This window comes from Pseudomonas sp. AP42 (assembly GCF_001728935.1).
GTDB lineage: Bacteria > Pseudomonadota > Gammaproteobacteria > Pseudomonadales > Pseudomonadaceae > Aquipseudomonas > Aquipseudomonas lactis.
This window is the reverse complement of record NZ_LYSO01000071.1, coordinates 17,881-31,346: the sequence shown is the minus strand read 5'-3', so window position 1 is coordinate 31,346 and position 13,466 is coordinate 17,881. Positions and strand designations below refer to the sequence as shown.

Genomic DNA, 13,466 nt, shown 5'->3' with positions numbered 1-13,466 from the left:
CGGGGCGCCTGAGATCAAGATCAAAAGCAGATCAAGATCAACAGCGGCTCGCTTCGCATCGTGGTTGCCGTTGAGCGCTACAGAGTTGTGTAGATACCTATGCTGATCAGAGCGGGCGCTATTGAAGCGAGGGACGCAAACGTTGCCACTCATTCCAGCAATCCTCGGCAACGATATCCGGGTAACCCCGTTCTTGTTCCATCACCAGCGCGGTGGAGAGGGTTACCGCAATGCAAGTGGCCTGGTCGCGGATATCGCACACTTCGACTTCGCTGAGAGGGGCGCCTTTTTTCGATTCGGCGGCGGTCAGCAAGGCTGCCAGGGCGGGCACGAAAACCAGGCAGAGGGGCTCGGTAGACATCAGCTTATTCCTGAGCGGGGTGGGTGGGGCGCTTATTGTTCAGGGTTGATCAACGATCTCAACGTATGGTCCTCCCAAACGCCAGCAATTTTCAGATAGGCCCGCGCATGTCCTTCCTTCTCAAACCCCAGCGATTCCAGAAGTCGTTCACTGCGCATATTGCGGGGCAAATGATTGGCCATGATCCGGTGAAGCCCCAACTGCTCAAAGCAGTGTTGGTTAGTGACCTGGAGTGTTTTTTTCATCAAGCCGCGACCCTGGGCCGATTCCGCCAATGAGAAGCCGAGATGACAGGCCTGAAAAACGCCTCTCACAATGTTCGTGTAGTTACACCGCGCTAGAACCTCTCCGCTCTCGGGTTCAAGCAAGAGGAAACACAGAGCGTTGCCAGCCTGCATATTGTTGATCTGCTGCTCCACCCTGGCCTTGGCGCTGCCACTGCTGAAATATTCCTCATCCCTGAGCGGCTCCCAAGGTTGCAGATGCCTGCGGTTGACCCGTTCGTAACGGCTGACCCTCTCAAAATCGTCGCCCCACAATGGCCGAAGGCAGTAGCCCTCAACGCAATACTCCATAACCCCCTCCAGATTCACCAATGGCCCCATCTGACTGCGCAGCCGCAAAGAATAGCGCCGCTGCGCGTAAAGCGACCCCTTTCAAGGCAAACAGGTCTACCATGCCAGCCCCGGCAGTGGTTCCACTCGCTCCCGAACTCCATTTTTCAAGGTAGCGATAATGTCCATCGACCAGATCTCCCTCCCCAAAGGCGTCGGCCCCCACGCCGCCAAGCTGCTTGACGCTATTACTGGCGCCTCCACCCATGAAGAACTCAACCGTGCTGGCGGTAAAGCCGAGGGTTTTGTGCTGGGGCTGGAGGCCACCAAGGCGATCAAAAGCCAAATCGCAGAGTCGCTGTATGTGGCGTATGACGACGCGGCGAGCAATCGGGCTAGTGAACTGAAGGGCTAGTGCACCTCAGCCCCTGGTTCCGGAATGAGCGCCAATCGCCGGAATAGGCTGACGAACATAATAATTGTCGAAGTCACTGCTTTCGATGAACTGAAAGCCATGGCGGGTATAAAAGCGATTCGAAGCGCTTTCTTTGAGAGCCCCCCACTTTAATGGGAAGCGCAGCCGCATCCGCCTCTTTGAAAATCTGAGAGAGAACAGCAGACCCTACCCCTGACCCTTGCGCGCTCGGCCTTACATACAAGTGGTCGAGCAAGAGTTCATTGGGGTGATGTTTGACCACTACGAAACCCACCCGCTCTCCAGCTGCCTCGATATAGCGTGTGTCGCGAGCTTTAAAGCCGCCAAGAAACCGCTCCCGCGCACGGACCGGATCAAATCGCCCGACACGCTCCAGACTTTCGCGCATGGCCTCAATTCGAATGGCTACAAGATTATCCAAATCGCTTTGTTGAACGGGGACCAAAATGATCGGGGAATTTTGATTGGGTGCGACGGGCATATTGGGTGCTCCAACTACCATCCTGGGAGCTCAGTATAGAGAGCCTGATACTGATGACGCGACCTGCGTGGTATGTTCACGGCATACATGGAGTAACGGACCCCAGGAAGGAAATTGCAATGCCAGTGGATACCCACGCAATCCGTATTCTCTCGCAACGCCTGAGCATCGAGCCCTTCTGCGAGCAGGACGCTGTTGAGTCCTTCTCTTGTATCTCACCGTCTCTGACTCGCTACATGTCCTGGGAACCGCCTGCCTCGCTGGAAGAGTACTCGCAAGTCTGGGGGCGGTGGCTGCCTGCGATAGCGGATGGCAGCGACATCGTGTTTACGGTCAGGGAGCGGGTGAATGCTCGTTTTGCCGGCTTGGTCGGGCTTCACCATACCGGCAGTGAAACACCGGAGTTGGGCATCTGGATCCGTGAAGATAAACATGGGTTGGGGTTTGGTGGTGAAGCGGTGCGGGCGGTTGTTCAGTGGGCTAGCCAGTGGGTGGTGGCTAAGTACTTCATCTATCCTGTTGCGACGCAGAATGGTGCGAGTCGGCGTATTGCCGAAGCTTTGGGGGGAGTGGTCATCGAAAGGCGGATGGCGGAGAAATATGATTCGGTTGTGTATCAGATACCGGGGGGTTAGCTCTGGGCATCGGGTTTGCGATTGCTGGCCTGCACGAACGGCAGAAATCGGCCAAATGCGGACGTTCGGCCTTAGGAGCCGATTTGAGCCACATTAGCCATTCAAAAAGGGCGCTTGCGATGGCTCTGGGGCGACGCATGCGTATCGTTGCGCTGGTGCCTTAAGGAGTATTGGGGACCATGATACAAAGCTAGGTAAGGAGGTGATCTATGGCTATGTATGCTGCGCTTTGGTGTCGAGACAATTGTGGAGCGGCAGCACATTGGATTCATTGCAAGGGCGTGTATCTGCACTGCGAACGGGCAAGCAAAGCCAGCAACAATAGAGGCTTATTGATATCACGATTTATATGCGTTAGCCTCAAGCGACTTAAGGCGACAAGATGCAGAAGGCGGTTGGATAGCTCGCCCATCTCATAACTCACGGAAGATACGCAATGGCTGAAAGCAAAACGCATCAAAGATTCAGAAGCAGAGCTCAGGACCTTGAAATGTATCTCGAGGCGATGGATGCGGCGGCGAGGGTTACTTCAAACCTCCTGGGTCATGCCGAGAATATAAACAAAGACATCGATAAAGCTCTACCAATCGACTGTTCAAATTATACGCGTTTAAACCACCCTGCCAGAAATCGGGCGAGAATTTACAACTATTGTCGCGCCAAAAATTCTCACTCAGCCATTGTCGAAATTTATGGATATTTTTCTGAGTATATGAGAGATATCCTCAAGGAAATATACAAAAAAGATCCTATGCAAGTCGTCGGGAAGTCACAGAAACTTCTGAATATGACTTTCGCGGATTTGGCAAAAATTAACACTCTCGGCGATCTCCATGGAAAAATGGTAGAGGATGTATTTAGAAGTCTTGAGAATGAGCGAAGCACTATAAAACTCATAGACAAAATCTTAAGCGGCACAGGTGTAAATCTTAGCGAAGCCGACAAAGTGTCAGTTTTGCCCTACTTAGAGATGCGTCATTTGATAATCCATAATAACGGAAAAATTGATGCTGAGTTTGAAGTTAAATATGGTGCAACATTAAAAATCAAAGCAGGAGAAAAGGTTCCCACCGTATTCCCTAATGCGGAAGCCGCAATAAAAAGCGTGAGGGGCTTTATGAAAAAAGTCGATAGTGAGCTCGTACGAATGAAATTGGTAACGTCAAATGCCGAGCGACAGTGATATCAACACTATACCAAGAGAGCTCCAGCGAAGGATTATCTGATTATCCTCCAGTTAAAATAGTATTTCCTCGACTGACTGTATTCAGCCGGAAACAGGCAATAAACTGATCGACATAAAATATGTTAGGTTCAAGTCGATCAGATATGGTCCGCAGGTGTCGATTACACTACCTAACTAAGCTTCCCAATAGATGCGAACGATGAAAGTAGACCTATTTAAAGACCCGAGTAGCAATAAGAAAAAATTGCATCCTCAATATATAGAGCTAAGAAATAGCCCGGGCTTTAAACCCGCTCGAACCATTTTGAGGTCCATTCAAAAGACTTTTGTCGACCCGGACGGAAATTTTTCCGAGCAATTTCAGACCACGGGCTTTGATCAAAGGACATTTGAATTATTTTTAAATGAGCTATTTAAATCGCAAAACATTACAGTTGATAGAAGCTATGATCGCCCCGATTTTCTTTTGAGTAGAGGCGAACTAACAATTGCATTAGAAGCGGTAACAGCAAACCCCTCAAATAACAGCGGAATTATTCCGTACTCCATATATCCTGACCTTGCCAGCACAGATAGTGAGTTAAGTGATCTTTATCGCCATGAAATTCCTATACGTCTTGGTAGTCCTTTGTTCTCAAAACTGAAAAAAGAATATTGGACACTACCGCAAGTTCAAGGAAAGCCCTTAGCCATTGCTATTCAAGATTTCAGTCGCCCAGGGTCATTAACTTCTTCATCATCTGCTCTTTCTCAATATCTTTACGGCGTTGAGTATGACGCGCTACGGGACAAATTCGGAAATTTAGTTATTCACCATAATTCTATTCAAGAACATACAAAAGGACAAAAAACAATTCCATCTGGCTTCTTTGATTCACCCGGTGCAGAGAATATATCTGGGGTGCTATTTTGCAATACCGGAACCATTGCCACCTTTAACCGTATTAGTCACGCAGGCAAGGGAAAGGATCCGAATTTAAGAATCTTTCGATATGGAACATGCTATCGGCATGACCCAAACGCCGTCCTTCCCGCTCCCTTTATGTACGAAGTTGGGAGCTATCAAGCTAAAAAAGAAACATGGAACCAAGGGACTGTATTTTTTCATAATCCTAAAGCGCTAAATCCTATCCCGATTGGGTGGATCGGTGCTTCAGCTGATATGTATGTCAAAGACGGTGAACACATAACCACATTTCATGACGACTTTCACCCATATATGTCCTTCACGGAAATATTTAATGACAGCGATAACAAAGCAAAAATTGATGAGCATTTAATTGGGATTTGGAAAAAACTTGCTCAGATTTTCCCCTTGGACTAAATCTATAAACAGGTGGGGACGAAGCCCTACTGCTAGTTTCGGATCCATTGAATGTGTTTGCAAATGGTGGAGTTCCTCCTTGAAGATCACCTGATCTCAATAAAAGAGCGGCAGATTTTTTCTTGTTCTGGAAAATAACTCCACACATTTCTTTTCACAGCTTTTTGACGCATTCTGATATTAGGTGATTAAGAGGTGAGCCTTTTGAGAAATAACTCAATGCATAATTCCGCTCTGCTTTATTTAACGTACGTGTTCCCATGGCAGCGGCCCAAGAAATCCAGTCAGATGCACCCGTCTTGAGGATCTCATCCCTAATCTCTTTGAGCCCAAATGATTGGTCCGGAATTTCAAGAATCTTAGCGCGCGCTATTTTATGATTTGACGTTTTGTCATATAGCTTTAGTATTAGTTCTCCGAATCGTGAAGTCTTTTAAGCGGAAGGGGGACGGATTTATTTCTAGGATAATAAATCTGTCCCCTTTTCGCCGTCCCCTTTTCGCCTTAATAAGGACGTTCCGGACTCGATCGGGCGACAACCCGCATCGACTGAGTAGGCTGGGGAGTGCGCCACGGCGCAATAGGTTCATGCTCCGCCTCAGTCGTCTGGATTCCTCGCTTGGAGCCGCTCATACTGGCGTCCCGAAAAAAGCGTAGGCGAGGTCAATGAAAACAGTTCTAAGGATGGCACTGATAGTAATGCTGGTCGCGGCGATCTTTACGGCGCTCGGCTTCGCCGAAAATAACTACATGCTGAGTTTTGGCCTGTTTCTGGCCGTGCTCTCAGGCTTAGTCACCATCGCCTTAGCTGCCACGGCGAAGATTCAAGCTGTACGCGCGATCTTTGTGCCCACACCCGCGGTCGTTGAGAACAAGTCGTTCTCCTTCAGCAACACCACGGCAATACAGAATTACCCTAGCGAGGAGCACCGTGAATTGGCTTCGCTACGCCAGGACCTAAGAACGCTCCAAGATAAGCATGATAGCGCCGCATTTGAGCTTGCCACGCTGAAAACGCATATGCGCCTATGCTTCGATAACATTCGCTACCATGAGGAAATTACACTTCCCTACGCACTGGCAGGTCAGGTCGGGACAATGATCGTTGCAACAATGCTGACGCTAGTCGGAACCTCGTTGTGTGCGTTCCCCGATTGCGCATACATGCTAGCGAAGGCCGTTAATTCACTATTCTTTACGGGCTGGCAGCACGTCGGTCATTGACTTGCAGGCTGAACGCCTCACTACAGCGTTCTGACTCACTCTGGAGATGCCGGCCTGTGACACAGTACGGCACCAATTCGGGGATACGGACCCAGTGAAACGCTAGGACAGAAAAAGGGGACAGATTTATTTAGGAAAAAATAAATCTGTCCCCTTTTCGCCCGTCCCCTTTTCGCCCTTTTCGCCCTTTTCGCCCTTTTCGCCCTTTTCGCCCTTTTCGCGGGAAGCAGGGTGCTTTGTCCGCGATAGTCACCTTGGATGAAACGTTTCATAGGCAATCCTCCGTTATCACTTTGGGCAATCGTAGCAACGTTGGAAGACTCTTGATGTACTCTGATGCAAGAAAGTAATGCTAGTAAATTTGGAGCTTAAGGACCTGCCCATGGATGTGATTTCAGCGCACCTATTTTCTACAAATCACCGTACTCAAATTGAAGCAAGCGATCACTGTGGCTGTTTTTACTGCTTAGGTGTGTTTTCGCCCTCAGAAATCACTGAGTGGGTTGATCTAGATAGCACCGCTCTGTGTCCGAAGTGCGGGATCGACTCGGTCATCGGTTCAGCATCCAGTCTGCCGATTACCCCTGCATTTCTTTCGAAAATGCACGAACACTGGTTCTAGAGGATCCCGTCATTCGAGGGCATCCCTTCGGTTTGAGATCTAAAGACTAGCTTTACCTCAGTACCGCACGTTCCTGCTAAGTATTTTCACACTCTGGGCCGAAAGCAGTCGTCGCTCTCGTCATCGCAGATGGCTTTGTGCCGAGTCTGAATCCACCAAAGCCATCAAGTGCCAAACCGCCGAGTCGTTGTACGTGGCTTACAACGACGCGACGAGTCATCGACCTAATGAGTCGAAGAGCTGATCATCAGCCAGCGCAGGGCACTTCGCGGTCGAGGAGTCTGGCGGTGAGGAGTACGCCCAGTTCGCTCAGTTGGTGGATGGCGAGGGCGATGTCGCGGTGTTTGCCGTTGAGGTCTTCGGACAGGTCGAGCAGCAGGGTGCTGACGCTGGTGAAGGTTTCGTAGCTGTTGGTGATGAGGGTTTCGTTGCTGGCGTTGGGGGCGACGGTGAAGAGGGTGGTTGAATCGTTAACCATGGTTAAGTTCCTTGCTTGGGCCACTTCCCCATCGCTACTAAACAATAAGGGCGGTAGCTGTACGCAGGTTAGTAGACCGGTGGAACCTAACAAAACCGGCGCGTCCGAGGACGCCCTACGCACAGCCACCATCAAGCACAGACGGGAGCGTCTGGAGGAAGCGTGTGCACTTGTTAGGTCTGAGGTGGGCTACTAAACCCGATCACTGAACAATTCAGCGACCGAGCCACCTTAGAGACGGCCACCTCAGCGCACAAGCCGGCGGATTCTGACGCAGGCGTAGGCAATGGAGCAAGGTGCGGCAGGGGAATCGGATTTTGCCTTCAGGCGCTGCGTGATCGTTTGGGGTTTTCGCGAGCAAGCTCGCTCCTACAGGAGTGTTCATCACCTCAAACGAAATTGTTAGCATTGAACGCGTTTCATATTGGAGGCAGGGATGGATGAAACGATATGAGGTTCAACGGATCACACACCTTCCGCGCCAGATACTAGCGCTGGAAAAGGAAGCCGTTGGCGAGGGTTTCAGGTTCCTCACGCGTCTGATTAACGAATGGCACTCTGGAGCAAACCGCTTTGATGCACCCTGCGAGTGTCTGATGGCGGTTTATTTGAATCAGCAACTGATAGGCATCGGCGGTCTTTCAGTTGATCCCTATGCTGACAATAATGTGGCCAGACTGCGACGGGTGTACGTCGCAGCTTCGGCAAGGGGGCAACACGTCGGGCAGGCGCTGGTAAAGGCGCTTGTTGAACGTGCCGCTCTCAGGTTTCAGGTCGTGCGTCTTTTCACGGATACGGCTGAAGGAAGCGCCTTTTATGAGCGCTGTGGCTTCAAGCGAACAGATGAGGCCCAGGCGACTCATATCATGCAGCTTGGCGGTTTCTGAGGCGGGTAGCTGCACCAGTGGACTGCGGAGTCGACATGAACGTGTTTTTGCTTTTCAGCTATGAAGGGTGTGTCGAGCGTGCCCAGCGCTATTGACACCCAGTCGGCGAATTCCCCTTGAGACCGTGACCAGAACAATGTCGAGCCACAGTGTGTGCAAAATTCGCGCAACACCGCCTCTGAGGATGCAAAGGTTTTGATGCTGTTGGCGCCGGAAAGTAGGCGTAGTGCGTTGCGGGGAACACTGCCGTAAGAAGCGAATGCGGCTCCGTGACTCTTGCGGCACTGGCGGCAATGGCAGTGGCTCACTGATTTGGGCGTGGCGGATAGCTCGTAAGTGACGGCTGCGCATAAGCAGCTTCCTTGGTACACGGTTGTCATGCGCTTTTCCCGTCATGCGAAAAACGTCAGCGTAACCGTCCCGCTCTAGTCAGTCGACCTACCCATCAAACCAGACCGCCGAGTCGCTGTAGGTGGCTCACGACGACGCGGCGGTTATCGGGCTAGCAAGTTGAAGGGCTACTTATCAGCCACGGCAGGGCACTTCACGGTCTAGGAGTCTGGCGGTGAGGAGTACGCCCAGTTCGCTCAGTTGGTGTATGGCGAGGGCGATGTCGCGGTGTTTGCCGTTGAGGTCTTCGGACAGGTCGAGCAGCAGGGTGCTGACGTTGGTGAAGGTTTCGTAGCTGTTGGTGATGAGGGTTTCGTTGCTGGCGTTGTGGGTCACGTTGAAGAGCGTTGTTGAATCTGCTTTTGACATGAGTAGACATCCAGAGTGATGCCACCACCTTTCCGCTACTAAACAGTGGGTGGCAGCTGTACGCAGGTTAGTAGACCGGTGGATATCTAAAGCCGGCGCGCCCGAAGACGCCCTACGCACAGCCGCCATCAAGCACAGACGCAATGTCTGATTGATGAAACTCATGCACTAATAGATACCCAAGCTCAGGCTACTAAACCCGATCACTGAACAATTCAGCGACCGAGCCACCTTAGAGACGGCCACCTCAGCGCACAAGCCGGCGGATTCTGACGCAGGCGTGGGCAATGGAGCAAGGTGCGGCAAGGGAATCGGATTTTGCCTTCAGGCGCTGCGTTATCGTTTGGGTTTTTCGCGAGCAAGCTCGCTCCTACAGGAGTGGGTTGTTATCAGGGTGCGGGTAGCTGGACAATAGAGGCCGACGAGCCAGCAACGAAGCACCAGATGTGCGAACTTTTGGTTCGTTCGGGTGGGCTCTACAAACTGCAAGATTATTGATCGGAAAAAACCAATGCTAGGGAAAGTCAGCAGTAAACATCTTGTCTGGGGCGCAGTCGCACTTTGCGCGACCCTTTTGTCCGGGTGCGCTACGTCACGCTACGACGGCAAGCACGCACCGGACCCAAGTAAGGCGATCATCGTGGGTTCGATTGGTGAGAGCTTTCCGATGATGCAGCCCCATGGGCTGGTGGTTGAGATCAAGCAACAGGGAGCCCCCGGCACCGTATTACGGCTGACGACGCTGGGCAATGAAGACGATCAGCCATCCCCCTCTGTGCTGGGCCATTACTTCATGTATGAAGTGCCGCCGGGTGAGTATGAGTACACGCAGTGGCATTACGTGTATTACGCGGGTAAGTCGATGCCGCGCCCGGTGCCTGCGGTTTTCTCGGTGAAGGCCGGGGAAACTCTCTATATCGGTGATCTGCGCGTCGATGCCCTGCGCTTTTGCCTGTCAAACGTGAACAATGCCGAGGACACGGTGCAGGCGCTCAAGCGCAAGTACCGGATGCTCAAGGACCGGAACATCGTGAATCTGACGCCGAAGAGCGGTTTTGCGCCTTGGCCGAGTTCTGATGCCACTGACTTCGGTAAAGGGTTGTGCACGATTTGAAGCCGGTACCGGTGACAGTCATCAAACCCGACGCCCATTGATCCACGTTCAAGGAATTCATGCATGAAGCGCTCTACGCTACTCTGGGCCAGCCTGTTCGCAGGCCTGGTCTCACTGACCGGTTGCATCAGCGGTCCGGACCTCAAAGGCCAACCGTTCTTCACGTCACCGGCTGAACCTCGTGCGGATGAGGCCACGGTTTACTTTTATCGCACGGCGGCGAGCATCGGTGGCGGGGTCGCCCCGACTATTCAGGTCGATGGCCGTACTGTCGGCAGCTTGCCTTCCGGTAGTTTTTTCAAGGCCGGCATTCCCGCCGGCAAACACAGCATCGCCTCCACGTCGCCACCGATCATCAGCGGTATGGTTAACCAGCGTTTCGATATCACCGTCGAGAATGGGAAGGTGTATTACATCGCCGACCAACTCAGCACCTCTGACTACAAGGATGGGCAGACCTTGGGTGAAGTCGACGGCCGTCGTTTCAGCGGGACAATGTTTTACTCGCGCTACGCGCTTGTGCCTGCCGAGGAAGCGCTGCGTTCTATCAAGTGGTGCCAGGAGTTGCCGGCAACCGCACGGTAACCACGCGTCCAACTTCATCAAAAGCCAACTTGCCGACAGAAAACAACCCCACAATACCGCGGCATTGTGGGGTTGCTATGCCAGCGCCTACACCGCCCCGAAACGCACCTCCACCGACAGGCTGCCCTGGTTATCGCTCAGGCCAGCCCCGTAACGCCCGGACAGGTCGTCATTGATGCACAATTGCAACTCCCCCTGCTGGCCACGCGGCAATTGCGCCTGGTTGCCCACCAGGAACGGCGCGCCGCTGGGGCCGATACGCCCGATCAACGCGCCTTCCGCTTGACCGGGCAAGGTATAGCCGGGCTTGGCGGTCAGGCCTGGGTGGCCTGCCGCGCCGACCATCCCGGTGCCCGGGTTGGCCGTCCACTGCCCACCGGTGCACACCGCCAGTTGCCAGCTCTGTCCGTTGACCTGCACGCCGGTGCCTTGCCAGGGGTCTCTGGCCTGCACCTGCACGGTACGCTTGAGCAGGTCGCTGGCGACTACGTCGGCGGCCTGGAAGGTCAGCGCGGTGATGGTCAAGGTCGGGTTGGCGGTGCCGGTGGAGGGGAACACGCCGTCGCCGACCAGGAACAGGTTGGGGTGGTCCCAGCTGCGCTGGTCTTTGTCCACCACCGACTTGTTGCGGTCCGAGCCCATGCGGTAGGTGCCCATCAGGTGGCCAGCGCCGTAGAAGGCGTAGTTCTGGTGGTCGTAGTTGAACACCGTTTGCGCGACGAGCGTGGGGTCGAGTGTGGGGTTCAGGTTGGTCAGCTCGGTGGCACCCATCAGTTTGGTGATGATATGCGTGGCGGCCAGGCGCGCCTGCTTGAAGCCCTCCTTGGTGTAGTCGGACAGTTCGTAGGCGATCTCTGGCCGAGGCAGGCCCAAGCCGTCGGTGAAATGCTTGCTACTCTCCACCCGGCACAGCGCTTCGTCGGGCTCTTTCTCCACCTGCTCGATCAAGAAGGCCAGACGGAACTGGCGGGTCAGCACGCTGTTGAGCTTCTGCACCAGCGCCACGCCGGACAATGCCTCGCTCTTGTGGTCGGCGCCGCCATTGTTGGTGCCGCCATTGTTGTCGCCGTCGATAAAATCGCAGACCGTGGTGTACGGATCATTCGCCGACCAGTTCCAACCCTCGTTGCCGATCTCGATACGCCAGGCGGCACGCGTGCTGCGGAACGCACCGTCGCGCATGTCTTCGATCCCTGAGGTGGACAGTGGCCCACGGAACGGAAACAACGGCTTGCCTTCGGGCATCAGGCCCCAGGCCAGGTACACAGGGTGGTCGGCCAACGACTTGCCGACCTGGCCGCTGCTGTTGGCGACCCCTTTTGGGCTGTGCGGGCCGATGGAGTTGAGCAGCAGCTTGGGCGTTTCGATCGCGTGGGCGGCGATCACGTAGCGCTTGCCCTGAGCCGTGCCGTGCTGTTGCGTGCCGTTGTTCTGGTACTGGATGAAATCGATCCCCGTGACCCCGTTGGCATCCACCTGCACCTTGCTCGCCACGCACTGGTAGAGGATCCGCACATTACCGGTATCCAGGGCCTTGGCCATGGTCACGGTGGCGTCGTATTTAGCCTGGATTGGGCAGATCGGCGTGCAACTGGTGTTGCCGGCGCATACCCGTCGGCCATTGTCGTTCTGCGAGTTACGCCCGGCCGGGGTTTGCCGCACGTTGAGGGTGATGCCCTGGTACTGGGTGCCATCGACGGCCTTGCCCACGCCCTGGTCGACCAACGATGGAGGAATGCCGTGCATGCTGTATTGGTAGCCCTGGGGGAAGGTCACGCCCAGGTAAGTCTGCGACGTCACATCGGCAGAGACGCCCATCTCTTCCTCGGCGCGGCAGTAGGCGGTCTGCAGGTCGTCGTAGCTGATCGGCCAGTCGACCCCGACCTTGTACTTGCTCTGCATACGAAAGTCGTTGGGTAACAGGCGCAGAGCCGTGCCCATCCAGTGCCACATGGTACCGCCGCCCACCCGCTCGTAGGTGCTGGCGAACAGTCGCGGCCCGTTCTGTACCAGGTAGCTCTTCTGCACCTTGTCCTTGTCGTGGCTGCCGGCGGTGATCAAGTCCTGGATAGTCGCTCGCGGGGCGAACTGTTTGGCCGGGGTCTGCTCGCTCTGCTCCGGTGGGTAGGGCGACTCGGGCGCCTTGAGCACGGCCGTGTAGAAACGCTCCAGGTACTCGCTGCGGTTAGGCGGTATCGCCGGGCCCGACTCGAGCACCAGCACTTTCAAGCCGGCCAGGCCCAACTGGTAGGCCATGACGCTGCCGGCCATGCCGGCGCCCACGACGATCACATCGGCGGTTTCGATGTTCTGGGTGTTTAGAGTGCTCATGGCTGCTGCCCTTCCTTGGCGTCGACACCGGTGAACTGCTTGAGGGTCGGTGGCTGCTCGGCCCAGTAGCCGAAGTGGTACTCGCTGTAGCCCATGGGGTGGGATTGGGCGATTTTCCACGCCCAGCTTTCCTTGTAAGCCTGGTCGGAGACCACGCGGATGTCACCCGTGTGGGCGGCGCCTTGGTCATAAGGCTGGTACCAGCTGCCAAGCAGCCACAGCTTCATGATCGAGCGGGCGCCTTTGGCGATCTGCGGGTCCGAACTGCCGAGTAGGGCGCTGGCGATCTGCTTATGGGGTTGGCCTTTGATAGGGACGTACAGGTTCAGCAGTTTGCTGAACGCTTCGGTGCCCATGCCTTGCTGGGCGGTGTCGAAAAACACCGGAGGCAGGTTGATCGGGTCGACGGCAGGCGCCAGCAGCTTGGCTGACAGGCCAGTGAGCTCGGCAGACAGGTCGATGAAGTTTTGCAGGTTTGAGTCGCTCATG

General features: G+C 54.3%; 15 protein-coding genes and 1 pseudogene. 8 read left to right on the top strand and 8 right to left on the bottom strand.

Features of this window, described 5'->3' with window-relative positions; translation table 11 throughout:
* Positions 1-118: 118 nt before the first annotated feature.
* Positions 119-361, bottom strand: coding sequence for a hypothetical protein (locus tag A7K61_RS21040; protein ID WP_069558289.1), 243 nt, complete (start codon positions 359-361; stop codon positions 119-121).
* Positions 362-393: 32 nt separating this feature from the next.
* Positions 394-936 carry a GNAT family N-acetyltransferase gene (locus A7K61_RS21035; RefSeq protein ID WP_069558288.1) on the bottom strand — a complete coding sequence of 181 codons (543 nt, stop codon included), beginning with the start codon at positions 934-936 and terminating at the stop codon, positions 394-396.
* Positions 937-1,096: 160 nt separating this feature from the next.
* On the opposite strand from A7K61_RS21035, the gene A7K61_RS21030 reads away from it, so the two are divergent.
* Complete coding sequence (locus tag A7K61_RS21030) at positions 1,097-1,330, top strand: hypothetical protein (RefSeq protein WP_020302473.1); 234 nt, start codon at positions 1,097-1,099, stop codon at positions 1,328-1,330.
* Positions 1,331-1,336: 6 nt separating this feature from the next.
* Here the strand turns inward: A7K61_RS21030 and A7K61_RS21025 are convergent.
* A pseudogene (locus A7K61_RS21025) lies at positions 1,337-1,832 on the bottom strand (GNAT family N-acetyltransferase).
* 119 nt (positions 1,833-1,951) lie between these two features.
* On the opposite strand from A7K61_RS21025, the gene A7K61_RS21020 reads away from it, so the two are divergent.
* From A7K61_RS21020 to A7K61_RS21005, 4 genes are all read left to right on the top strand, one after another.
* The gene (locus tag A7K61_RS21020) at positions 1,952-2,467 is read left to right on the top strand and encodes a GNAT family N-acetyltransferase (protein WP_069558287.1); all 516 of its coding nucleotides are present in this window, start codon (positions 1,952-1,954) and stop codon (positions 2,465-2,467) included.
* A 436-nt stretch (positions 2,468-2,903) separates the two neighbouring features.
* The gene (locus A7K61_RS21015; RefSeq protein WP_069558286.1) at positions 2,904-3,650 is read left to right on the top strand and encodes a hypothetical protein; all 747 of its coding nucleotides are present in this window, start codon (positions 2,904-2,906) and stop codon (positions 3,648-3,650) included.
* Between the two features lie 202 nt (positions 3,651-3,852).
* Positions 3,853-4,977, top strand: a complete 1,125-nt coding sequence (locus A7K61_RS32690) for a glycosaminoglycan attachment protein (protein WP_139129531.1) — start codon at positions 3,853-3,855, stop codon at positions 4,975-4,977.
* Positions 4,978-5,643: 666 nt separating this feature from the next.
* Positions 5,644-6,201 carry a hypothetical protein gene (locus A7K61_RS21005; protein ID WP_069558284.1) on the top strand — a complete coding sequence of 186 codons (558 nt, stop codon included), beginning with the start codon at positions 5,644-5,646 and terminating at the stop codon, positions 6,199-6,201.
* A gap of 869 nt (positions 6,202-7,070) precedes the next feature.
* On the opposite strand, the gene A7K61_RS21000 is transcribed toward A7K61_RS21005, so the two are convergent.
* Positions 7,071-7,301, bottom strand: coding sequence for a DUF6124 family protein (locus A7K61_RS21000; RefSeq protein ID WP_069558283.1), 231 nt, complete (start codon positions 7,299-7,301; stop codon positions 7,071-7,073).
* 440 nt (positions 7,302-7,741) lie between these two features.
* Here A7K61_RS21000 and A7K61_RS20995 point away from each other — a divergent pair, with 440 nt between their 5' ends.
* The gene (locus tag A7K61_RS20995; RefSeq protein WP_069558282.1) at positions 7,742-8,188 is read left to right on the top strand and encodes a GNAT family N-acetyltransferase; all 447 of its coding nucleotides are present in this window, start codon (positions 7,742-7,744) and stop codon (positions 8,186-8,188) included.
* Here the strand turns inward: A7K61_RS20995 and A7K61_RS31595 are convergent.
* Both A7K61_RS31595 and A7K61_RS20990 read right to left on the bottom strand, forming a co-directional pair.
* Positions 8,161-8,568, bottom strand: a complete 408-nt coding sequence (locus tag A7K61_RS31595; RefSeq protein ID WP_083263115.1) for a GFA family protein — start codon at positions 8,566-8,568, stop codon at positions 8,161-8,163. The genes A7K61_RS20995 and A7K61_RS31595 overlap by 28 nt on opposite strands.
* 145 nt (positions 8,569-8,713) lie before the next feature.
* The gene (locus A7K61_RS20990; protein WP_069558281.1) at positions 8,714-8,947 is read right to left on the bottom strand and encodes a DUF6124 family protein; all 234 of its coding nucleotides are present in this window, start codon (positions 8,945-8,947) and stop codon (positions 8,714-8,716) included.
* A gap of 640 nt (positions 8,948-9,587) precedes the next feature.
* Here A7K61_RS20990 and A7K61_RS20985 point away from each other — a divergent pair.
* Both A7K61_RS20985 and A7K61_RS20980 read left to right on the top strand, forming a co-directional pair.
* Positions 9,588-10,061, top strand: a complete 474-nt coding sequence (locus tag A7K61_RS20985; RefSeq protein ID WP_256557983.1) for a hypothetical protein — start codon at positions 9,588-9,590, stop codon at positions 10,059-10,061.
* 63 nt (positions 10,062-10,124) lie between these two features.
* Complete coding sequence (locus A7K61_RS20980) at positions 10,125-10,646, top strand: DUF2846 domain-containing protein (protein WP_069558279.1); 522 nt, start codon at positions 10,125-10,127, stop codon at positions 10,644-10,646.
* An 87-nt stretch (positions 10,647-10,733) separates the two neighbouring features.
* Here the strand turns inward: A7K61_RS20980 and A7K61_RS20975 are convergent, their stop codons facing one another.
* Complete coding sequence (locus tag A7K61_RS20975) at positions 10,734-12,977, bottom strand: GMC oxidoreductase (RefSeq protein ID WP_069558278.1); 2,244 nt, start codon at positions 12,975-12,977, stop codon at positions 10,734-10,736.
* Positions 12,974-13,465, bottom strand: coding sequence for a sorbitol dehydrogenase (locus A7K61_RS20970; RefSeq protein WP_069558277.1), 492 nt, complete (start codon positions 13,463-13,465; stop codon positions 12,974-12,976). The genes A7K61_RS20975 and A7K61_RS20970 overlap by 4 nt, the downstream gene beginning before the upstream one ends.
* Position 13,466 lies beyond the last annotated feature (1 nt).